This window comes from Saccharopolyspora antimicrobica (genome assembly GCF_003635025.1).
In the GTDB taxonomy this organism is placed as follows: Bacteria; Actinomycetota; Actinomycetes; order Mycobacteriales; family Pseudonocardiaceae; genus Saccharopolyspora; species Saccharopolyspora antimicrobica.
Window position 1 is genome coordinate 4,490,331 of the sequence record NZ_RBXX01000002.1, and the last position, 21,758, is coordinate 4,512,088.

Annotated in this window: 18 protein-coding genes; 13 read left to right on the top strand and 5 right to left on the bottom strand. The window is 71.3% G+C overall.

The genetic code is table 11. The annotated features are described in order from the left end of the window. The first annotated feature begins 54 nt into the window (after positions 1 to 54). The 12 genes from ATL45_RS21865 (at position 55) to ATL45_RS21920 (ending at position 17,074) form a co-directional block, all read left to right on the top strand. Positions 55 to 1,515: a UDP-N-acetylmuramoyl-tripeptide--D-alanyl-D-alanine ligase gene (locus ATL45_RS21865; protein ID WP_093160593.1), complete on the top strand. Its 1,461-nt coding sequence runs from the start codon at positions 55 to 57 to the stop codon at positions 1,513 to 1,515. Then, positions 1,512 to 2,582 carry a phospho-N-acetylmuramoyl-pentapeptide-transferase gene (mraY, locus tag ATL45_RS21870; RefSeq protein ID WP_093160595.1) on the top strand — a complete coding sequence of 357 codons (1,071 nt, stop codon included), beginning with the start codon at positions 1,512 to 1,514 and terminating at the stop codon, positions 2,580 to 2,582. Before ATL45_RS21865 ends, mraY begins: the two co-directional genes overlap by 4 nt. Before the next feature lie 208 nt (positions 2,583 to 2,790). Further along, positions 2,791 to 4,212, top strand: a complete 1,422-nt coding sequence (murD, locus tag ATL45_RS21875; protein ID WP_093160597.1) for a UDP-N-acetylmuramoyl-L-alanine--D-glutamate ligase — start codon at positions 2,791 to 2,793, stop codon at positions 4,210 to 4,212. A gap of 6 nt (positions 4,213 to 4,218) precedes the next feature. Further along, positions 4,219 to 5,628, top strand: a complete 1,410-nt coding sequence (ftsW, locus tag ATL45_RS21880; RefSeq protein ID WP_093160600.1) for a putative lipid II flippase FtsW — start codon at positions 4,219 to 4,221, stop codon at positions 5,626 to 5,628. Between the two features lie 20 nt (positions 5,629 to 5,648). Further along, complete coding sequence (gene murG, locus ATL45_RS21885) at positions 5,649 to 6,779, top strand: undecaprenyldiphospho-muramoylpentapeptide beta-N-acetylglucosaminyltransferase (RefSeq protein WP_093160659.1); 1,131 nt, start codon at positions 5,649 to 5,651, stop codon at positions 6,777 to 6,779. Between the two features lie 65 nt (positions 6,780 to 6,844). Beyond that, on the top strand, positions 6,845 to 8,209 hold the full coding sequence (murC, locus tag ATL45_RS21890) for a UDP-N-acetylmuramate--L-alanine ligase (protein WP_246025854.1): 1,365 nt from the start codon (positions 6,845 to 6,847) through the stop codon (positions 8,207 to 8,209). After that, entirely contained in the window at positions 8,206 to 8,952 is a 747-nt protein-coding gene (locus ATL45_RS21895) for a cell division protein FtsQ/DivIB (RefSeq protein ID WP_093160605.1), read from the top strand. Before murC ends, ATL45_RS21895 begins: the two co-directional genes overlap by 4 nt. 214 nt (positions 8,953 to 9,166) lie before the next feature. After that, a complete protein-coding gene (locus ATL45_RS21900) occupies positions 9,167 to 9,553 on the top strand; it encodes an effector-associated constant component EACC1 (RefSeq protein ID WP_093160608.1) in 387 nt (128 codons plus the stop codon). A gap of 4 nt (positions 9,554 to 9,557) precedes the next feature. Beyond that, the gene (gene eccCb, locus ATL45_RS21905; RefSeq protein WP_093160610.1) at positions 9,558 to 13,715 is read left to right on the top strand and encodes a type VII secretion protein EccCb; all 4,158 of its coding nucleotides are present in this window, start codon (positions 9,558 to 9,560) and stop codon (positions 13,713 to 13,715) included. Between the two features lie 133 nt (positions 13,716 to 13,848). Next, the gene (locus ATL45_RS21910; RefSeq protein WP_246025477.1) at positions 13,849 to 15,186 is read left to right on the top strand and encodes an ABC transporter substrate-binding protein; all 1,338 of its coding nucleotides are present in this window, start codon (positions 13,849 to 13,851) and stop codon (positions 15,184 to 15,186) included. Positions 15,187 to 15,336: 150 nt separating this feature from the next. Further along, positions 15,337 to 16,281 (top strand): carbohydrate ABC transporter permease, encoded by a 945-nt coding sequence (locus tag ATL45_RS21915; protein WP_246025478.1) that lies wholly within the window; start codon positions 15,337 to 15,339, stop codon positions 16,279 to 16,281. After that, positions 16,274 to 17,074 (top strand): carbohydrate ABC transporter permease, encoded by an 801-nt coding sequence (locus ATL45_RS21920; RefSeq protein ID WP_093160615.1) that lies wholly within the window; start codon positions 16,274 to 16,276, stop codon positions 17,072 to 17,074. The genes ATL45_RS21915 and ATL45_RS21920 overlap by 8 nt, the downstream gene beginning before the upstream one ends. Positions 17,075 to 17,082: 8 nt before the next feature. On the opposite strand, the gene ATL45_RS21925 is transcribed toward ATL45_RS21920, so the two are convergent. The 4 genes from ATL45_RS21925 to ATL45_RS21940 all read right to left on the bottom strand — a co-directional run bounded on the left by ATL45_RS21925 (position 17,083) and on the right by ATL45_RS21940 (position 19,638). After that, on the bottom strand, positions 17,083 to 17,931 hold the full coding sequence (locus tag ATL45_RS21925; protein WP_093160618.1) for a hypothetical protein: 849 nt from the start codon (positions 17,929 to 17,931) through the stop codon (positions 17,083 to 17,085). Continuing rightward, entirely contained in the window at positions 17,931 to 18,269 is a 339-nt protein-coding gene (locus ATL45_RS21930) for a type VII secretion target (protein ID WP_093160620.1), read from the bottom strand. Before ATL45_RS21930 ends, ATL45_RS21925 begins: the two co-directional genes overlap by 1 nt. 10 nt (positions 18,270 to 18,279) lie before the next feature. After that, positions 18,280 to 18,717 (bottom strand): YbaB/EbfC family nucleoid-associated protein, encoded by a 438-nt coding sequence (locus tag ATL45_RS21935; protein WP_093160623.1) that lies wholly within the window; start codon positions 18,715 to 18,717, stop codon positions 18,280 to 18,282. Positions 18,718 to 18,843: 126 nt separating this feature from the next. Next, entirely contained in the window at positions 18,844 to 19,638 is a 795-nt protein-coding gene (locus ATL45_RS21940) for a hypothetical protein (protein ID WP_143121795.1), read from the bottom strand. 68 nt (positions 19,639 to 19,706) lie between these two features. Between ATL45_RS21940 and ATL45_RS21945 the strand changes: the two genes are divergently transcribed. After that, positions 19,707 to 20,726 carry a helix-turn-helix transcriptional regulator gene (locus ATL45_RS21945; protein ID WP_093160628.1) on the top strand — a complete coding sequence of 340 codons (1,020 nt, stop codon included), beginning with the start codon at positions 19,707 to 19,709 and terminating at the stop codon, positions 20,724 to 20,726. Here the strand turns inward: ATL45_RS21945 and ATL45_RS21950 are convergent. Continuing rightward, positions 20,717 to 21,634: an SDR family oxidoreductase gene (locus ATL45_RS21950; protein ID WP_093160630.1), complete on the bottom strand. Its 918-nt coding sequence runs from the start codon at positions 21,632 to 21,634 to the stop codon at positions 20,717 to 20,719. The genes ATL45_RS21945 and ATL45_RS21950 overlap by 10 nt on opposite strands. Positions 21,635 to 21,758: the final 124 nt, after the last annotated feature.

Genomic DNA, 21,758 nt, shown 5'->3' on the forward strand with positions numbered 1-21,758 from the left:
CGTTCGCGCAAGCCGACCGGGTGCGGGTGACCCGCAAGACGGAGTGGAGGCAAGTTGATCCGGCTCAGCCTCGCTGACATCGCGCGTGCGGTGGGCGGCGGGCTTCATCGTGCGGAAGGCTCGGAGATCGTCAGCGCGGGCGTCGAGTTCGACTCCCGCAAGATCGAGACCGGCGGGCTGTTCGTGGCCGTGCCGGGCGAACGGGTCGACGGGCACGACTTCGCCGCGCGGGCGGTGGCCGACGGTGCGGTCGGCGTCCTCGCCGCGCGCGAGGTCGAGGCACCGGCGGTGCTCGTGCCGCCCATCCCCGCCGCGGAGCGCTCGGGCGCGCTGGCGCTGGCCGGCGACGCCGACGGCTCCGGTGCCGCGGTGCTGGCCGGGCTGGCGAAGCTGGCCCGGTACGTGGTCGACCGGTTGCCGCAGCTCGCCGTGGTCGGCGTGACGGGCTCGTCCGGCAAGACGTCCACCAAGGACTTGATCGCGCAGCTGCTGGAACCGATGGGGCCGACGGTCGCGCCGCCCGGCTCGTTCAACAACGAGCTCGGGCACCCGTGGACCGTGCTGCGCGCCGACGAGCGGACCAAGCACCTGGTGCTGGAGCTCTCCGCGCGCGGCGTCGGGCACATCGCGAACCTGTGCCAGGTCGCGCCGCCGCGCATCGGCGTGGTGCTCAACGTCGGGCACGCGCACCTCGGCGAGTTCGGCTCGCAGGAGGCGGTGGCGCAGGCCAAGGGCGAGCTGCCCGAGTCGCTGCCCGCGGACGGCGTCGCAGTGCTCAACGGCGACGACCCGCTGGTCGCGGCGATGGCCGAGCGGACCAAGGCGCGCGTGGTGCTGGTCGGGGAGCGCCCCGACGCGCACGTGCGGGCCGAGGACATCGAGGTCGACGAGCAGGCGCGGCCGACGTTCACGCTGGTCACCGCCGAGGGCTCGGCGCGGGTGACGCTGCCGCTGTTCGGCGAGCACCACGTCGGCAACGCGCTGGCCGCCGCGGCGGTCGCGCTGGAGCTCGGCGCGACTATCGACGAGGTCGCCGAGCGGCTGAGCTCGGTGCGGCGGGTGTCCGCGCGGCGCATGGAGGTCAGCGAGACCTCCGACGGCGTCACCGTCGTCAACGACGCGTACAACGCGAACCCGGAGTCGGTGCGCGCCGCGCTGAAGACGCTGGCCGCGATGACCCGCGGCCGTCCCGGCCGGGCCTGGGCGGTGCTCGGGCCGATGGCCGAGCTCGGCGAGGCCGATGTCGAGGCGCACGACGAGATCGGGCGGCTGGCCGTCCGGCTGAACATCGACCGGCTGGTGGTGGTCGGCGAACAGGCCCAGGCGATGCACCAGGCGGCAACGCTGGAGGGTTCGTGGGGAGAGGAGTCGGTTCTGGTGCCGGACGTCGATGCGGCTGTCGCGCTGCTGCGCGCCGAGCTGCGTCCCGGTGACGTTGTCCTGACCAAGGCGTCGAACTCCGCAGGGTTGTGGCGGGTCGCCGACGCCTTGCTGACGGGAGGGGAGACGGCGTGAAGCCGATCCTGGTGGCGGCCGCGGTCGCCCTCGTCATCTCGATCCTGTTCACCCCGTACCTGATCCGGGTCTTCTCCAGGCAGGGCTTCGGCCAGGAGATCCGCGAAGAGGTGCAGAGCCAGCACGCGGCCAAGCGCGGCACCCCGACCATGGGCGGGGTGGCGATCCTGGTCGCCATGTGGTGCGGCTACCTGGCCACCCACCTGATCATGGGCGATCAGCCCACCGTCACCGGGTTGCTGGTGCTGGGCCTGACCACCGCGCTGGGCATCGTCGGGTTCCTGGACGACTTCATCAAGATCCGCAAGCAGCGCAACCTCGGGCTGAACAAGACCGCGAAGCTGGTCGGCCAGCTGGTGGCCGCGGTGCTGTTCGCGATCCTGGCCATCCGGTTCCCGAACGAGAACGGCGTGACGCCCGCGTCCACGGAACTGTCGTTCCTGCGCGACATCTCGGTGATCTCCTTCGGCGTGATCGGGTTCGTGATCTTCGCCTACGTGGCGATCAGCGGCTGGTCCAACGCGGTCAACTTCACCGACGGCATGGACGGCCTGGCCGGCGGCACCGCGGCGATGGTGCTGGCCACCTACGTGCTGGTGTCGTTCTGGCAGCTGCGCAACGACTGCTTCGCCGTCTCCGGCCCGGCACCGGGCTGCTACACGGTGCGCGACCCGCTGGACATCGCGGTGGTCGCGGCGGCGGCGATGGCGGCCTGCGTCGGGTTCCTGTGGTGGAACGCGGCGCCGGCGAAGATCTTCATGGGCGACACCGGTTCGCTGGCGCTCGGCGGCCTGGTCGCCGGGCTGTCGATGGTCACCCGCACCGAGCTGCTGATGATCATCATCGGTGGTGTGTTCGTGGTCGAGGCGCTGTCGGTGGTGCTGCAGATCGTGGTGTTCCGGACCACCCGGCGCAGGTTGTTCCGGATGGCGCCGTTCCACCACCACTTCGAGCTGGCCGGCTGGGCGGAGACCACGGTGATCATCCGCTTCTGGGTGCTCGCCGGGATCAGCTGCATGTTCGGCGTCGGCCTGTTCTACGCGGACTGGCTCGCCCTGGCCCGGTAGTGGTGTCGGGTGTGATGCGATTTCAATGGAAATCGGATGTCTGATTTCCATTGAAATCGCGTAAACCCGGACACTCCGTCGGCGTGTCGGACGCGCGACACGCCGACGGTGCGCAACTTCCATTGAAATCGAAGACCTGATTTCCATTGAAATCGCGGATTTCCGGGCGGCAGGGTGGTGACCCGGCGCGGGTCCGGGTGGCGGACTGATGAGATGGGGAGACGACGGCGTGGTGGCAAGCCGGTTCCAGGGATTGCAGGTGCTGGTGGCCGGGGCCGGGGTGTCCGGACGCTCGGCCGCCGAGGCGCTGCTCGCGGCGGGCGCGTCGGTGACCGTCACCGACGGCTCCGCCGATCGGCTCGCCGCCCTGGCCTCGTTGCAGTCGCAGGGCGCGGAGCTGGTGGCCGGGCTGGCCGAGCCGCCGCCCGGCACCGATCTGGTGGTCACCAGCCCGGGCTGGCGGCCGGACGCGCCGCTGCTGGCGGCCGCCACCGCCGCCGGCGTCGAGGTGATCGGCGAGGTCGAGCTGGCCTGGCGGCTGGACCGGGAGGCCGAGAACCCGGCCACCTGGCTCGCGGTCACCGGCACCAACGGCAAGACCACCACGGTCAGCATGCTGGAGGCGGTGCTGCGCGCGGCCGGGGTCGACGTGGTGGCCTGCGGCAACGTCGGGCTGCCGGTGGTCGACGCGGTCCGCGCCGGGCACGCGGTGCTGGCCGTGGAGCTGTCCAGCTTCCAGCTGCACTGGTCGGAGTCGGTCGAGCCGCACGCCGCGGTCGTGCTCAACCTGGCCGCCGATCACCTGGACTGGCACGGCGACCTGGAGTCCTACGGCACCGCCAAGGCCAAGATCTACGCGGGCAACGCGGTTTCGGTGGCCAACGCCGACGACGAGTGGTCGACCCGGCTGGTCGCCGCGGCGGACGGGCGGACGGTCTCCTTCACACTCGGCGCTCCGGAGCAGGACCAGCTCGGCGTCGAGAACGGGCAGCTGGTCGACCGGGCCTTCGGCGACCGGGTGGTGCTCGCGTCGCTGGCCGATGTGCACCCGGCGGGCCCGCACAACGTCGCCAACGCGCTGGCAGCGGCCGCGCTCGCGCGCGCCCACGGGGTGCAGCCGGGTGCGGTGGCCGAGGGCTTGCGGGCGTTCCAGCCCGGTGCCCACCGGTCGGTGCCGGTGGCCGAAGCCGCCGGTGTGTCCTATGTGGACGACTCGAAGGCGACCAACCCGCACGCCGCCGACGCCGCCCTGCGCGCGCACCCCCGCGTGGTGTGGATCGCGGGCGGCCTGCTCAAGGGCGCGGAGGTGGACGAGCTCGTCGCCGCCAACGCCGACCGGCTCACCGCCGCGGTGCTGATCGGCCGGGACCGGGCGCAGTTCGCCGCCGCACTGGCCCGACACGCCCCGGATGTGCCGGTCCGCGAGGTGTCGGCGGGGGACGATGCGGGCATGCTGCAAGCTGTCCGGTCGGCCCACGAGTTCGCGAGCCCGGGTTCGGTGGTGCTGCTCGCCCCGGCCGCCGCCTCGATGGACATGTTCACCGATTACGCCCACCGGGGCCGCGCTTTCGCCGACGCGGTGCGCGAAGTCCTCGCCGAAACCCCGACGGCGCCCGCGCACGGCGGGTGATCCGCTGTGCCCACCGCCACCAAGACCGCGCGCGGCGCGCGGAAGCGAGCCGGCCTGACCGTGCTGTCCCCGCTGACCGCGTGGCTGACCCGGCCGCTGGCGTCGTTCCACCTGCTGCTGGCGGTCTTCGGCCTGCTGACGGTCTTCGGCCTGGTGATGGTGCTTTCGGCTTCCAGCGTCGACTCGTTCAACAAGGACGGTTCGTCCTACACGGTCTTCACCAAGCAGGTGCTCTTCTGCATCGCCGGGCTGGTGCTTTTCTACGCGGCGCTGCGGGTGCCGGTGAAGCTGATGCGCCGCTACAGCCTGATCCTGCTCACCATCTGCCTGGGCCTGCTGGCACTGGTGCTCACCCCGCTCGGAGCCAACGTCAACGGCGCGCAGAGCTGGTTCATCGTGGCCGGGGTGTCCTTCCAGCCGGTGGAGTTCGCCAAGGTCTCCTTCGCGCTGTGGGGCGCGCACGTGCTGGTCACCAAGCGCGGCCTGATGAACCAGTACCGCCACCTGCTGGTGCCGGTGGTACCCGCCGCGCTGCTGATGTTCACGCTGGTGATGCTGCAGCCCGACCTCGGTTCGACGATCACGCTGTTCGTGGTGCTGCTGGCACTGCTGTGGTTCGCCGGGGCGCCGCTGCGGCTGTTCCTGATGGCGCTGCTGGGCGCGGTGACCGCCGGTGTGACGCTGGCCATGGTCGCCGACTACCGGATGGCGCGGATCACCGCGTTCATGGACCCGATGTCCGACCCGACCGGCAACGGCTTCCAGGCCCGGCAGGCGCTGTTCGCGCTGGCCGACGGCGGGCTGTTCGGCCGCGGGCTGGGGCAGGGCTGGTCGAAGTGGCAGTACCTGCCCAACGTGCACAACGACTTCATCTTCGCGGTGATCGGCGAGGAGCTCGGGTTCGTCGGCTGCGCGATCGTGCTGGCGCTCTACGGCACCACCGCCTACGTGGGCATGCGCATCGCGTTCCGCAACACCGACCCGTGGATCCGGCTGGTGTCGGCGACGCTGACCACCTTCCTGGTCGGCCAGGCGATCATCAACGTCGGCTACGTGGTGGGCCTGCTGCCCACCACCGGGCTGCCGCTGCCGCTGATCTCCTCCGGCGGATCGTCGGTGGTGACCAGCATGCTGGTGTTCGGCCTGCTCGCGAACTTCGCCCGGCACGAACCCGAGGCGATCGCCGCGCTACGGTCTTTGGGACCGGGCAGGGTCGGCAAGCTGCTGCGGCTGCCCACCCCGGCGCCGTACCGGCCGCCGGCCAAGCGTCGTCCGGCACGACCCACCCCACGAAGCCGACCGGGAGCGAAGGGCTCCGGCGCGGCGGCAACACGCCGGGGAGGCGGGGACACCCGCGCGCGCGGTGCGCGCAGCGGGCCCGGCTCCCGGGCGCAGACACGAGGAGGACACCGTTGAGCGGCGAGCAGACGGCCCGCATCGACCAGGGCGCGCTGGGCGACCCCAGGGGTGCTGCCGCGGCACGGCGCCCGCTGTCGGTCGTGGTCGCCGGTGGCGGCACCGCCGGGCACGTCGAGCCCGCGCTGGCGCTGGCCGACGCGGTGCGCAGGCTGCGGCCGGACGCCAGGGTGACCGCGCTGGGCACCGAGCGCGGCCTGGAGAACCGGCTGGTGCCCGCGCGCGGCTACCCGCTGGAGCTGATCCCGCCGGTGCCGATGCCCCGCAAGCCCAACGTCGACCTGCTGAAGCTGCCGCTGAAGGTGCGGGATTCGGTGAAGCAGACCCGCGCGGTGCTCGACCGCGTCGGCGCGGACGTGGTGGTCGGCTTCGGCGGTTACGTGTCGCTGCCGGCCTACCTGGCCGCCCGCGGCCGGGTGCCGATCGTGGTGCACGAGGCGAACGCGCGCGCGGGCCTGGCGAACAAGGTCGGCGCGAAGTTCGCCGAGCGGGTGCTGGCGGCGACCCCGGACAGCGGTCTGCCGGGCGCGCAGACCATCGGGATCCCGCTGCGCGAGTCCATCACCAGGCTGGACCGCTGGGCGCTGCGGGCGCAGGCCCGCCAGCACTTCGGGCTGCACCCGCACGCGCCGACGATCCTGGTGTTCGGCGGTTCGCAGGGAGCCCGCACGCTGAACACGGCGTTCTCCGGTGCGGCTGCGTCGCTGGGCCGGGCCGGGATCGGCGTGCTGCACGCGCACGGCCCGAAGAACACCCTCGCGGTGCAGCAGATCATGGGCGCGCCGGTCTACAACGCGGTGCCCTACCTGGAGCGGATGGACCTGGCCTACGCGGCCGCGGACCTGGTGGTGTGCCGGTCCGGGGCGATGACGGTCGCCGAGGTCTCCGCGCTCGGGCTGCCCGCGGTGTTCGTGCCGCTGCCGCACGGCAACGGCGAGCAGGCGCTCAACGCGCAGCCGGTGGTGGCCACCGGCGGGGCGCGGCTGGTGTCCGACGAGGACATGACCTCGCAGCGGGTGATCGACGAGATCATGCCGCTGGCGCTGGACCCGCAGCGGCTGCAGGAGATGAGCCGCGCGACCCTCGGCACCGGGCACCGGGAGGCCGACCACGTGCTGGCGCAGATCGTGCTGGAGGTGGCCGGCCAGTGACCGCAACGTCAGACGTCGACGCCGTGCTGGCCAGGGTGCACCTGGTCGGCATCGGCGGCGCCGGGATGAGCGGCATCGCCCGCATCCTGCTGGCCCGCGGCCAGCAGGTGTCCGGCTCGGACGCCCGCGACTCGCGGACCGTGCTCGCGCTGCGGGCGCAGGGCGCGCACATCGGCATCGGGCACCGGGCGGAGAACCTGGACCAGTTCGACGCCGCGCCGACGGCGGTGGTGGTCTCCACCGCGATCCGGCCGGACAACCCCGAGCTGGTGGCCGCGCAGGAGCGCGGCATCACGGTGCTGCGCCGCGCCGAGGCGCTGGCGGCGCTGATGGCCGGGCACCGGGTGGCCTGCGTGGCGGGCACCCACGGCAAGACCTCGACCACGTCGATGCTGACCGTGGCGCTGCAGCACTGCCGGTTCGACCCGTCGTTCGCCATCGGTGGTGACCTCAACGAGTCGGGCGCGAACGCCCACCACGGCGACGGCAGCATCTTCGTCGCCGAGGCCGACGAGAGCGACGGCTCGTTCCTGGTGTTCTCCCCGTCGGTGGCGGTGGTGACCAACGTCGAGCCCGACCACCTGGACCACCACGGCACCGCCGAGGCCTACACGAAGGTCTTCGAGGACTTCGTGCAGCGCATCGAGCCCGGTGGCGTGCTGATCGCCTGCGCCGACGACGCGGGCTCGGCCGAGCTGGCCGACCGCGCGGAGGCCGCCGGGGTCCGGGTGCGCCGCTACGGCAAGACCGCGACCGGCGCGGCGGACGCGCGCCTCGTCGACTACCGGGCCGAGCAGGGCACCGGCGTGGCGACCGTGGAGCTCGGCGGCGAGCGCATCGACGTGCAGGTCTCGGTCCCTGGCGAGCACATGGCGGGCAACGCGACCGCCGCGCTGCTGGCCGGGCTGGAGCTCGGCGCACCGCTGGGCGGGCTGCTCGACGGGCTGGCCGCGTTCGGCGGCGTGCGGCGCCGGTTCGAGTTCCGCGGGCGGGCGCGGGGGATCCGCGTCTACGACGACTACGCGCACCACCCGACCGAGGTGGACGCCCAGCTGCGGGCGGCTCGACCGGTGGCCGCCGACGGCCGGCTGGTCGTGGTGTTCCAGCCGCACCTGTACTCCCGCACGGCGGCCTTCGCCGCGGAGTTCGCGACCGCGCTGGCGCTGGCCGACGAGGTGGTCGTGCTCGACGTCTACGGTGCCCGCGAGGACCCGCAGCCCGGTGTCACCGGCAAGCTGATCGCCGACCAGATCCCGCTGCCGGCCGGGAAGGTGCACTACCAGCCGTCCTTCACCGAGGTGACGCCGCTGGTCGCGGGCCTGGCCCGCGCCGGTGACCTGGTGCTGACCATGGGCGCCGGGGACGTGACGATGCTCGGCGCGGAGATCCTGGCGGAGATCGACCGCGAGGTCCCGGAGGTCCGGGGGTGACTTCGACGCGCCGCCGCGCGGGGGAGCGGCCCGGGGTGCGCAGCACCCGGGGACGCCCGGTGCGCGGCGGCGCGGCGGTCGCACCGAAGTGGCGCCGCTGGGCGCTGCCGCTGGTGCTGGCCGCGGTGACCGTGCTGGCCCTCGTCCTGTACTTCACGCCGGTGCTGGGCGTGCGGTCGGTGGAGGTGCTGGGCAACACCTCGCTCGACCAGGACGAGGTGGTCCGGGTGTCCGGGATCGAGACCGGGACGCCGATGCTGCGGGTCGACGCGGGCGAGATCCGCGATCAGCTGCAGACCGTGCCGAAGATCGCCTCGGCCGAGGTGACGCTGTCCTGGCCGTCCTCGGTGCAGGTGCGGATCACCGAACGGGTCCCGGCGGCGTTCCTGGTGGCGCGCAACGGGATCCAGCTGGTGGACGCGAGCGGGATGCCGTTCCAGACGGTCCCCGAACCACCGGCGGGCCTGCCGGAGCTCAAGGTCCGCGAAGCCTCCCAGACCGACCCGGCGACCAAGGCCGGGATGCGGGTGCTGACCTCGGTGCCGGAACCGGTGCGCGGCGAGATCACGGCGGTGCTGGCGGAGAACCCGAACGACATCCGCCTGCTGCTCAAGGGCGACCGCCAGATCGAGTGGGGCTCCCAGGAGGACGCGGAGAAGAAGGCGGCGATAATCCCGGCCCTGCTGACCCGCCCGGGCAAGGTCTACGACGTGACCACCCCGGCCCTGCCGACGGTGTCCTAGCGGTCCCCCTGCCGTGAGTGTTTTGTGTTGCCATAGCGCCACAAAACACTCACGGGCCATGACCAGCGCGAACTGATCCGCCGTGGCCGGCAGCGTTTGCGAGGTGACCACTCCGGCCGCGACCTGGCCGCCGGAGTCATCGATCGGGCACGGTGGGTGAGCCGGTTTTGATATACATGACTGGCTAAATCGTGGAAGGCGTTGGGAGCGGGTCATGGCCGAGGCGAGGATCAGCATCCACGAGCCGACCGCTCCGCCGCAGCGGCTGCACCAGCTGCACGACCAGCTGGCCCGCGATCTCCGCGCGGTGCCGGGCATCGAGTCCCGGCGGGCGCGGGAGGACGCCCCGCAGGACAGCAAGTCCGGCGTCGGCGCCCACCTCGCCGAGCTGATCATCACCGGCACGCTCTCCGGCGGCACGGTCGCCGCCGTGACCAAGGTCCTCGTCGCGCTGATCAACCGGTCCGCGAGCCGCTCGGTGACCGTCAAGAAGGCCGACGGCGCGGAGATCACCGTGACCGCGTCCTCCGCCGAGGTCCAGCAGCGGCTGGCGGAGTTCTTCGCCGGGGACGAGGAAGCCCGGCGCGCGGCCGAGCGGTGACCCGGTGGGTGCCCGGCACGCGCTGCTAGTAGCGACCTCCAACTACACCGACCCCGGCCTGCGCCGATTGCGCTCGCCGGTGCAGGAAGCGCACGAGCTGCGCGATCTGCTCGCCGATCCGGCCATCGGGGGCTTCGACTCGGCGGTGATGGCGGTCAACGAGTCGAAGGCCGAGATCGAGCGGCGGATCGAGGCCCTGTTCCGCGACCGCACCTCCGAGGACACGGTGCTGCTGTTCATCTCCGGGCACGGCATCAAGAACGACTACGGCGAGCTGTTCTTCGCCGCCTGCAACACCGAGCTGCAGCTGCCGTACTCCACCGCGATCCCGGCCGTGGTGGTGCAGCGGCTGATCCGGGAGAGCCAGGCGCAGTCCGCCACCGTGGTCCTCGACTGCTGCTACAGCGGCGTGTTCACCAACGACATCATCGCCCGCTCCTCGACCTCGATCGACGTCGAGGACCAGTTGGGCGGCGGTGTCTACGTGATGACCGCGACCAACGAGATCGAGTACGCCTACGAGCAGGAGAAGCTCGTCCTCAACAAGCCGGTGTCGGCCAGCGCGTTCACCTCCGCGCTCATCGACGGCCTGCGCACCGGCGCGGCCGACAGCGACCGCGACGGCGTCATCACGGCCGAGGAGCTGTACCAGTTCGCGTCGCGGAAGGTCCGCGCCATCGGGCAGCAGACGCCCAAGAACGGCGGGGTGGGCCAGGGCGCGATCCGCATCGCGAAGGCCGCGCGCCGCCAGTTGTCGGGCGAGAGCGGGGCGAAGCTGCTGCTCGGCGAGCTGATCGCCGAACCGGCGGCACCGGGCGTTCCGATCGGGAAGGCGCACGAGGTCGACCGCCACCACGGCGACCTGGTGCGCATCGACCCGTTCGGCCACCAGGGGCATCTCGCGGTGGTGGGCCGGTTCCGCTCGGGCAAGTCCACCCTGCTGCGGACGCTGATCGTCGGGCACGCCGCGACACACCCTGCGACTGAGGTCCGGTTCCACTGCCTGGACAGCGACGGCGGGCTGGTCGGCCTGCAGCGCTGGGACAACGTCGCGGCCAACGCGATCGACCTGGCAGGGGCCCAGGCAGTGCTCCGCGACGTCGCCGGGCTCATCGAGCAGCGCAAGCAGCTGTTCCACCGGTACGGCATCGAGAGCATCGACACCTACCGCGCGCTGCGGCGCAAGAGCGCCGACCGGATGCCCGGCATCGACCACGCCGACGTGTTCCTGGTCGTCGACGGCTGGGAGACCTTCGCCGAGGACGTCCCGGACTTCACCACGTCGATCCGCAAGATCGCCGAACGCGGGCTGGCCTGCGGCGTGCACGTCGTCCTCACCGCCCGGCAGTGGGAGAACATCCCGCGCCAGGTGGCGTTGCTGCTGCAGGGGCACATCGAGCTCACCCTGGACGAGCCCACCACCTCGCGCATCGACCCGGAGCTGGCCGCGACGCTGCCCGCGGAGCCGGGGTGGGCGCTGTCCGGCCGCCAGCGGTTCCGGGTGGCGCTGCCGAGGATGGACGACGAGCAGGACGGGCTCGTCGAGCTCATCGAGGTGCTGGAGAAGCCGGGTGCCGTGCCGGAAGCGCCGCAGGACGCCTTCGCCGTGCCGGTCGACCCGGCCGAGCTGTGGAACCTGGGCGAGCGCGCGCCGCGTCCGGTCGAGGACCAGTACAAGGTCGTGTTCGGCGTGGACGGGGCCGGGCGTCCGGTGGAGCTCGACATCAAGGAGACGGCGCGGGGCGGGATGGGCCCGCACGGCCTGTGCATCGGCTCGACCGGTTCCGGCAAGTCGGAGTTCCTGCGCACCTTCGTGCTCGGCATGATGGCGGCGCACGACACGACCGAGCTGAACTTCGTGCTGATCGACTTCAAGGGCCGTGCGACGTTCCAGGACTTCGCCGCCGCGCCGCACGTTTCGGCGGTCATCTCGAACCTGGAGAGCGACGGTTCGCTGATCGACCGGATGGCCGACGCGCTCTCCGGCGAGCTGAACCGCCGCCAGGAGGTCCTGAACAAGGCCGGTGCGAAGAACGTCTGGGACTACCGGCAGATGGCCGCGGCCGGTGACGAGCGCTGCCGGGAATCGCTGCCCGCGCTGGTCGTGGTCGTCGACGAGTTCTCCGAGCTGCTCTCGCAGCAGCCGGACTTCATCGAGCTGTTCGTGATGATCGGCAGGCTGGGCCGTTCGCTGCAGGTCCACCTGCTGCTGGCCTCGCAGCGGCTGGAAGAGGGCAGGCTGCGCGGTCTGGACGCGCACCTGTCCTACCGGATCGGCCTGAAGACCTTCAGCGCTGCGGAATCGCGCGCGGCGATCGGCGAGCCGGACGCCGCGGACCTGCCTGCTTCCGGCGGTCACGGCTACCTGAAGCACCCCAACGGGATGGAGCGGTTCCGCGCGGCCTACGCCTCGGGCCCGACGGACTCCGGCGCGAGCTTCTCGGACGAGGTGCTGGCCGGGCTGCGCGATCTGCGTCCGCAAGCCCGCGAGATCTGGCTGCCACCGCTGGACCTTCCGCCCACTCTGGACGCTCTGCTGCCGGAAGCCTGGACGGCCTGGGGGTTGCAGGTGCCGGTCGGGCTGATCGACGTGCCGTATCACCAGCGACAGGAACCGATGCTGGTGGATCTGAGCGGCCCGGCCGGACACGCCGCGATCATCGGTGGCACCCGCTCGGGCAAGTCGACCGCGCTGCGCACGCTGATCGCCTCGCTGGCGCTGACCCACACGCCATCGGAGGTGCAGTTCTACTGCCTGGACTTCGGTGGTGGCGGGCTGTTCGCGCTGCGCGACCTCCCGCACGTCGGCGGCGTCGGCGGCCGCCGCGACCGGGAGCTGGTCGCCCGGACGATCGGCGAGCTCAAGGCGCTGCTGGACCGGCGGGAGGCCTGGTTCCAGCAGCACGGCGTCGAGGGCATGACCGACTACCGCGACCGCAAGCGCAACGGTGCGTTCCCCGACGACGAGTACGGCGACGCGTTCCTGGTCATCGACGGGTGGCGGACGTTCCGCGAGGAGTTCGAGGAATTCGAGCACGAGGTGCTGAACCTGGCGGCCACCGGGATCGCCTACGGCATCCACGTCGTCGTCACGGCGACGAGGTGGGCGGAGATCCGCCCCGCGGTGAAGGACCTGATGCAGACCCGCATCGAGCTGTGCCTCGGTGACCCGAGCGAATCGGAGATCGATCGCAAGTACGCGGCGAAGGTTCCGCGCGGCCGCCCCGGGCGCGGCCTGCACGCCTCCAAAAAGCACTTCTTGACCGCGCTGCCGCGGGTGGACGGCGCGGAGCTCGGAGCGCGACCGGACTGGGCGTCCTACAGCGCGGACCTCGCCGAGGGCGTCGCCGCCCTGGTGGAACGGGTGCGGAACTTGTGGCCGGGCGCTCCGGCGCCGCCGGTGCGGTTGTTGCCGAAGCTGCTGCCGCAGGAGCAGCTGCCGCGTCCGGAGCAGCAGCCGACCCCGAAGCAGGTGCCGATCGGCGTCAACGAGGACGAACTGGCCCCGGTCTACCTGGACTTCGCCGCCGAGCCGAACTTCTACGCGTTCGGCGAGCGGGAGTCGGGCAAGACGTCGCTGCTGCGCACGATCATCAGGGGCATCACCGAGCGGTACACGCCCGAGGAAGCGCTGATCCTGCTGGTCGACTACCGGCGCACGATGCTCGGCTTCCTCGAAACCGAGCACCTGCTGGAGTACTCGGTCGCCGAGTCGCAGCTCCGCAGCAACGTCAAGGACGTGGTGGGATCGCTGAAGAAGCGCCTGCCGGGTCCGGACGTGACGCAGGAGCAGCTGAAGAACCGTTCCTGGTGGAAGGGCCCGGAGTTGTTCGTCGTCGTCGACGATTACGACATCGTGGCCCCGCAGGGCAACAACCCGCTCGCACCGCTGGCGGAATTCGTGCCGGTGGCCGGCGACGTGGGTCTGCACGTCGTCCTGGCCCGCAGCTCCGGTGGCGCGGGGCGGGCGCTGTACGAGCCGCTGATCACCAAGATGCGCGAGACGTCGAGCCCGGGGCTGGTAATGAGCGCGGACAAGGAGGAGGGCCGGCTGGTGGCGAACATCAAGCCCCGCCACCTCCCACCGGGCCGGGGAGTCCTGGCGAGCCGACGCCTGCGCAGCCCGCAGCTGATCCAGACGGCGTTCATCCCGCCGGAGTGACCCTGCCCGGGCTTGCCCGAGGGGCCTGGGTTCGATCTTCCTGGGCAGATGGGCACCAATGGCGCATTGACCTGGACAGCGAGTGATCCCTAGCGTTCGAGCAATCGTTTTCCTCACTCGGAGGAGTGATCGAGTGGCTCGCGCGCGCAGGGCGATCAGCCGACGTTCGTTCCTCGGCGGTGTCGGTGCTGCGGCGCTTGCCGCGCCGGTGCTGACCGGGTGCGGCCCGTCGCGCAACCCGAACGAGATCACCTTCTGGAACTTCTACGGGCCCGGCGGGCAGCAGAAGTCGCAGAGCGACTGGTTCGTGCAGCTGGCCGAGGAGTGGAACGCCACCCACGACGTCAAGGTCCGGCTGCGCTACGTGCCGACCAAGGACTACACCTCCGGGCCCACGCTGCAGACCTCGTTCAGCGCGGGCGCCGGGCCGGACGTCTTCCTGCTCAGCCCCGGCGACTTCCTGCGCTACCACAACGGCGGCGCGCTGCTCGACCTCACGCCGCACCTGACGCCCGAGGTGCGCGCCGACTTCCTGCCGCAGGTGATGCAGACCCGCCTGGTCGGCGACCGCGTCTACGGCCTGCCGCTGGAGATCGAACCGCTCGCGCTCTACTACAGCGAGGCCGCCTTCGAGCAGGCCAAGCTCGCCGAGGGCGACCTGCCGCGCACCTGGGACCAGCTGCTCGCCGTCGCCGAGCGGCTGACCACCCCGGACCGGTTCGGGATGCTGCTGGAGACCAATCCCGGCTACTACCAGAACTTCACCTTCTACCAGTCGATGTGGATGGCCGGCGGCGAGGTGTTCACGCCGGACCAGCGGCGAGCGGCGTTCAACGGGCCGGGCGTGCACGCCGCGCTGCAGTTCTGGCAGGACACCGTCACCGCCGGTGTCGCACCGCGCCGGGTGAAGGGGGCGGGCGCCAACGACTCGCTCTCCAACATCTCCGACGGCTACTGCGCCATGCAGCAGCTCGGCATCTGGGGTATCGCCGAGATCGCCGAGCAGGCCCCGGACTTCCGCTACGGCGTCATCCCCATGCCCAGCCCGGCGGGCGGCGCCTACACCACGGCCCTGGGCAGCTGGGCGATGGTCGCCAACGCGAAGAGCACCAACCCGCAGGCCGCGGCCGAGTTCGTGGTGTGGGCGCTGGGCTCCACCGACCCGGCGTGCATCGAGCGGATGCGCCGCTGGAACACCGTCGCCAAGACCAACCTGCCGCCGCGCTACTCCGTGCAGCGCGCCGCGGAGCAGCACGGGGCCTTCGACAGCGGCCCGATGCGGGTGTTCAAGGAGCAGGTGATGGCCCAGGCCCGGCCGGAACCGCGCTACCCGCCCGAGGTCTACCGGGCCATCTCCGACGCGGTGCAGTCCTGCCAGCTCGACGACGGTGACCCGGTGTCGGCGGCTGAGGCCGCCGCCCAGCAGATCGACACGTTCTTGTCCACCTACGACGGAGCGCCGATCAATTGAGAGACTATTCGTGGTTGCGTTGCTCACGTGGTCATCTAGCGGAACCTGAGAGCTTCCCCGGACTGCGGGTGCCCCTCCTGATGTATGTCCGATACACGGCGGAGGGGCCGTCCTCGCCAGAAAACCTCTCAGAACCCGCCGGTGGTCGCCATGCGTAGCAGGATGCAAGCGGCTGGCGCCGCTTCTACAAGCGCGGACGGCATTCGCCGACAGGAACTGAGCGACCGACGACGATCCGACGCCGCCGCGGCCTTCGGCTTCCTGGCCCCCGACGGCATCGGCCTGCTGCTGTTCGTCATCATCCCGACGGCGATGGCCCTGGTGGTGGGGCTGTTCAGCGTCGACGGGTTCGGCAACGTGGAGTGGGCCGGGCTGGACAACTTCCGGCTGATGGCCGGTGACGGCCTGCTGTGGCGCAGCTTCGGCATCACGGCGGTCTACGCGGCGCTGTTCGTGCCGCTGGCGTTCTTCGCCTCGCTCGGGCTGGCGCTGCTGGTCAAGGACCACTTCCGCGGGGTGGGAGCGGTGCGGGCGGCGCTGTTCCTGCCGAACGCGGTGAGCATGGTGGTGATCGGCCTGCTCTGGCAGTTCCTGCTCACCGACAAGACCGGCGCGCTCGCCAAGATCACCGGGCTGGACGGGGTGTCCTGGCTGGGCGATCCGAGCCTGGCGCTGGTCACCCTGGTGCTGATCAGCGTGTGGTTCCTGATGGGCTACCAGATGCTGATCTTCCTCGGCGGCCTGCAGGACATCCCGCGCGAGTACTACGACGCGGCCACTGTGGACGGTGGCGGCCCGTGGCAGCGGTTCCGGCACGTGACCTGGCCGATGCTGCGCCCGACCAGCTTCTTCGTGCTGGTCACCTCGACGATCAACGCGATCACCGGCATGCAGGTGTTCGACCTGGTCTTCGTGACCACCTCCGGCGGCCCGGCCAACGCCACCACGACCGTCGTGTTCTACGCCTACCAGCAGGCCTTCCAGTTCGGCAGGTTCGGCTACGCCGCGGCGATCTGCGCACTGCTGGTGGTCGCCCTCGGCGCGATCACCGCGGCGATGTTCGCCCTGACCAGGGGAGGTCGCTTCGATGACTAGGGTGCGCGGGAAAGCCGTCGCGGCCTACCTGCTGGCGTTCCTGGTGGTCGCGCCGCTGCTGTGGTTCCTGCTCAGCGCGTTCCGGCCGGAGTCGGAGCTCTACGACCTGGGCTGGCCGGGCGAGCTCACGCTGGACAACGTGATCTACGTGCTGACCGAGGTGCCGTTCCTGCGCTACCTCGCCAACAGCGCGTTCGTGGCCGTCACGGTCACCGTGATCGCCCTGTTCCTGCACTCGATGGCGGCCTACGCGCTGGCCCGGATGTCCTTCCGCGGCAGGGGACTGGCGTTCGCCTCGGTGGTGGCCACGCTGCTGATCTCGCTGCCGGTGATCCTGGTCCCGCTGTTCATCGTGGTGCGCGGCCTGGGCATGGTCGACACCTACGCGGGCCTGATCGTGCCCGGCCTGTTCAACGCCTTCGGCATCTTCCTGCTGCGCCAGTTCTACCTGGGCGTACCGCGCGAGCTGGAGGAAGCGGCGCGGCTGGACGGCTGCGGCCACTGGCGGATCTACTGGCACGTGATCCTCCCGCTGAGCCGCCCGATGCTGGCGGCCCTGGCGGTCCTGTTCTTCCTGGCGAACTGGAACTCGTTCCTCTGGCCGCTGGCGGTGGCCCAGGACGAATCCCTGCGAGTGGTCCAGGTCGGCATAGCCTCCCTGCAGGGCCAGTACGCCTCGAAGCAGCACTACGTGATCGCGGCGGCGGTCCTGGCGGCCCTCCCGACGATCCTGGTCTTCCTGCTGGGCCAGCGCTGGCTGGTCGCCTCCCTCAAGACGACCGGCCTGCGCTGACCCACCGCTCAGGCCGACTGCAGCTGGTTGGCCGCTCGGATCAGGCCGTCGAAGAGGTCGCGGATCACGACCAGCCAGGTGACGGCGTCCTTCAGCGCGTTGCCGAGGGCCTTCATCAGCTGGCCCGCGATCCGCACCACCTGGGCGATCTTGCTGGTCGCCTGCGCGACGACCAGCGGGGCCGCCGCGCCGACGGTGCAGGCGAGCTCGATCGCCCAGCTCACCAGGGAGCCCGCGATGGCCGACAGCAGGTCGCGGACCGCGGTGCGCACGCCGTTGACGACCTCCGCCATGCCCGTGGTCAGGCCCGCGATCGCGTGCGCGCCGCCCGCCGCTTCCTTGCACAGGCTGGCCAGCGTCTCGGCCTGCTTGCGGTAGGCCTCCGAGGCCTTGCCCTGCCAGTGCTCGGCGGTGCCCGCCGCCGCGCTCCGGTACTGGGTGCTGACCTCGGTCATCTGCTTCTCGACGTTGGTCCAGGACGCGGCGTAGCCCTTGACCATGTCCGGGTTGCCGGACAGCGCGTGCAGCGCGGCCCTGGCCGGCTCGATGTGCTCGAGCATCCAGGAGAACAGCTGGCCCGCGACGTAGGCGATCGGGTCGATGGCCGCGCCCGCCACGTCCAGCCCGAGCGCCACCATGCCGCTGACCGCGATCTTCCAGTCACCCTTGTCGACGCCTTCGGCGATCGCCCAGCCCGCCTCGAAGGCGGTCACGCCGGTCATGAACCCGGTGCCCGAATCCTGGCTCGGGGCGCCCATGTTCTCCAGCGGGTTGGCGTCCTGGAGGTAGTTGTTGCGGACGTCGGTGCTGTCCTCGATCAGCGGGTTGTCCGAGGACTCGTCGATGCCGAGCGCCATCAGCGGCCTCCCGAAACGATCGAAGCCGCCTCGTCGACCAGCTTGGTGAACGCCTCAGCGGCCTTCCGGTCGGCTTCCTCGATCACCGCGGCCGACTCCTCGAGGTCGCGGTTCATCCGGTGCAGCTGCTCGGCCGAGGTCTGCAGGAACTTGGCGCCGATCTCCTGCGGCGCCTTCAGCATCATGGCGAACGGCTGGCAGAACAGGCCGTAGGCGTCGTTGAGGTCGGCGAGCTGGGAACCGGCGTCGGCGGCGGTGTCGGCGTTGCCCGCCAGCCCCGCCACCTCCGCGGCGTGCGCGCGGACCTGGTCCACGTGCATGGTGAATCCGTCGGTCATCGTCGCCCCCTCACCGCATGAAGGACTGGTCGCCCCAGTCCTCGTCGTCGTCACCGGCCGACTTCGGATCGGCGGGCTCGGCAGCCGGGAAGCGGGACTCGTACTGGGCGATGATGTTGAGCGCGGGCGCGTCCTCACCCGGAACCGTGCTCTGCACCAGCTCGGTCACCTCGGAGCGCAGCTGCGCCTGCGCCTGCCGCATGCAGGTCATGAGGAGTTCCGAGACCCGAGCGGGATCCATGCCGCGGGTCTGCTCGTTGAGCCGGAGCTCGGTGGGCACCCCGTTGGAATCGACGGTCACCGCGACCGCTCCGTCCGGGGAGCTGGCGCGCGCAGTGGTGGCGTTCAGCCTGTCCTGCAGCTCGGTGTACTGCTGGGCGCGCTGCTCGAGGCCTTGCGCCCACTTCTCCAGCTCGTCCGCGGCTTTCAGCGGATCCTGGTTGATCATGCGTTCCTCCGGTCGATTCGGCGTTCAGCACGGTAATCGGAGGAATGCCGCAGATGGCGCGTATCTCGGAAAACGGCTTCCGAGACTTCATTCACACAAATTTCCCGACTCGGGTGGAACCGGCCATCACGCGGCCCGCTGCCAGCGCGCGACGCGACGCTCCAGCAGGGCCACCAGCAGGGCGGCGTCGTGCACCGGCACCATCCGCTCGCCCGCGGCGGTGGACAGCACCACCGCCGGGCCGGCCGGTGCGTGCAGCACGGTGCCGTCGGGCAGCGAGAGCCACGGTTGCGCGGTCGGCAGCACGATCGGCCGCGCTCCGCGCAGCTGGTGGAACGGCACCGGCACGTCCACCTGCGGACCGCCGTTGGCGCGGTGCCTGCGCGCCGTCCACTCGATCCGGTCCAGGCCGATCACCAGGCTACTGCTGACCAGGTCCGCCGAGTCCAGAGCGAACCTCGTGGCGATGCGCAGCCGCACGGGCATTGAACCGAGCTCGGGCACCAGCGGCTGCAGCATCGTGCGGTGGCCGCGGGCGGCCAGCACGCAGCTCATCGCGACCAGCACCAGGCCCAGGGCGAACAGCACCCCGCCCAGGGCGCCGCCTGCCATGCCGGCCGACGGGATCAGTCCGACCAGGACGGTCGCACCACCGGCGGTGAAGGCGACTTTCAGCGCGCTCGACGGGTCCGCGCTGCCGCTGCGCACCAGCCAGCCGATCTGGATCGCGGCCAGCACCAGTGCACCGGCGGCGGGCAGCGCGGCCCAAGGACCGGTACCGGCGGCCATCGCGATCGCCGCCAGAGCTGCGCAGATACCGGTCAGCAGCAGGGGGAGCACAGCGAGCGCGAGGAGGAGCTGGGTTCGCCCGCGGCGCCAGCGCGGTGCCAACTGCGATTCGGGAGATGCGGTGCCTGACACGAGCTGAACCCTGACAGACCGGGCCGAACCGGACGGAACGAGGTCCGGCGGGTCGGTACTCTCGCGGTGTGCGGGCGTCGCGGTTGGTCTCGTTGTTGTGCTTGCTCCAGGTGCGGGGTTCGATGACCGGGCCGGAACTCGCTCGCGAGCTGGAGGTCTCGGAGCGCACCGTCGCGCGGGACGTGCTCGCGCTGGCCGAGGCCGGAGTGCCGGTCTACGCCGAGCGCGGGCGGGCCGGCGGGTACCGGCTGCTCGGCGGCTACCGCTCGAAGCTCACCGGGCTGCACCAGGCCGAAGCCGAAGCCCTGTTCCTGTCGGGAGTGCCCGCTGCGGCGGCTGAGATGGGGCTGGGGGAGGCCGTCGCGGCCGCGCAGCGCAAGGCGTCGGCCGCGCTGCCCGCGCCGTTCCGCGACGCTTCTGAGCGCGTGGGGCAGCGCTTCCACCTCGACGCGCCGCGCTGGTTCCGCGGCGCCGAAACGCCCGCGGTGCTCCCGGAACTGAGCCGCGCTGTGTGGTCGGACCTCAAGGTCGCGGCGTCCTACGCGCGCGATGACCAGGTGGTGCGGCGCGAGCTCGAACCGCACGGCCTGGTCCTCAAAGCCGGTGTCTGGTACGTCATCGCCCGCCGCGACCAGCGGTTCCTGAGCTACCGCGTGGACCGCTTCCGGACCGTCGAGGTGAGCGACGAGTCGTTCGAGCGGGACGCGGACTTCGACCTGGGCGCGTTCTGGGAGGAGAAGTCCGAGGAGTTCGCCCGCTCCCTGCTGCGCGAGACCGTCGAGATCCGGATCAGCCCGTCCGGTCTGCGCAAGCTGCGCGTGGCCGCGGATCCCGCGGGAGCGCAAGCGGCCGAAGCGGCGGCGGGCCAACCGGGCCCCGACGGCTGGGTGAGCACCCGGCTCCCGGTCGAATCCCTCGACGTCGCCTACGACCAGCTGCTCGCGCTCGGCCCGGAGGTCGAAGTCCTCGCCCCACCCCGGCTCCGCCGGCGCTTCGCCGTCGCCGCCCACCGCCTCACCGAGCTCTACTCCGGTGAAGGGCACCTTCGGGCAGGCGAGCTGCCCGAAGGTGCCGTCGGTCAGCGGTAGTCGTCGGGAGAACCCGGGTTGCCGGGCCACTCGACTTCCTGGATGTAGCGCCAGGCGTCCGGTTGCGAGCCGTCGGTGTCGGTGAAGCCGTAGGTCTTGGCCAGGAACCCGCTGGACAGCGACTGCGTGTTCCAGCGGGCCACGTCCGGATCGGCGGCCAGGGCGACGACCGCGCGGCCGATGTAGGCGGGCGATTCGGCGATCCCGAAGCCCTCCGGCGCGGTGGCGGATTCTCGCCAGTTCTCCTCGGTGACGCCGAAGTGCTCGAGCATCATCTCCGACCGCAGCCAGCCCGGCGTCAGCGAAACGGCGGTGCCGCCGAACTCCCGGAGCTCCTCGCCCTCCGCGCGCGCCAGCCGGTGCATGGACGTCTTCGCGATGTCGAAGAACGCACCGCAATCACTGCGGTAGTACTGCTCGTGCACCTCGGCGGTGCCGTCGGTGAGCTCCACGACCAGCCCGCCCGGCCGGCGGCTCAGCAGGCCCAGCGCGAAGTGCGCGGTGATCATGTGCGCCTCGATGCCGACCCGCAGCCGCTGCAGGCCCTTCTGCAGGTCGAGCTCCCAGATCAGCTTGTTCCAGTCCATCAGGTGCTCGCCGCCGAGGTCGTTGACCAGCACGTCCAGCCGGCCCTGCTCATCCTCGATCCGCCGGATCAGCTCGCGGACCTGGTCCGGGTCGGTGTGGTCGACCTGGACCGCGATGCCGGTGCCGCCCGCGGCGGTCACCAGCTCGGCAGTGTCCTCAATGGTCTCCGGCCGGTCGTAGTCGGAGCGCTGCGCCCGGGTGCTGCGCCCGGTCCCGTACACCGTCGCGCCCGCCGCTCCGAGCTCCACGGCGATGCCGCGCCCCGCTCCGCGGGTGGCTCCGGCGACCAGCGCGACCTTGCCGTGCAGTTGTCCTGTCATGCCTCGGGTTCCTCCTGGTTCACCAATCGGTCGAGCTCCGACCGTGACACCGAATCCGGACACCTCCGGTCGGGATTCCCGCGGCGCGTCCGGGTGTTTCCGACGCGGCATCGGGACCTCGGTG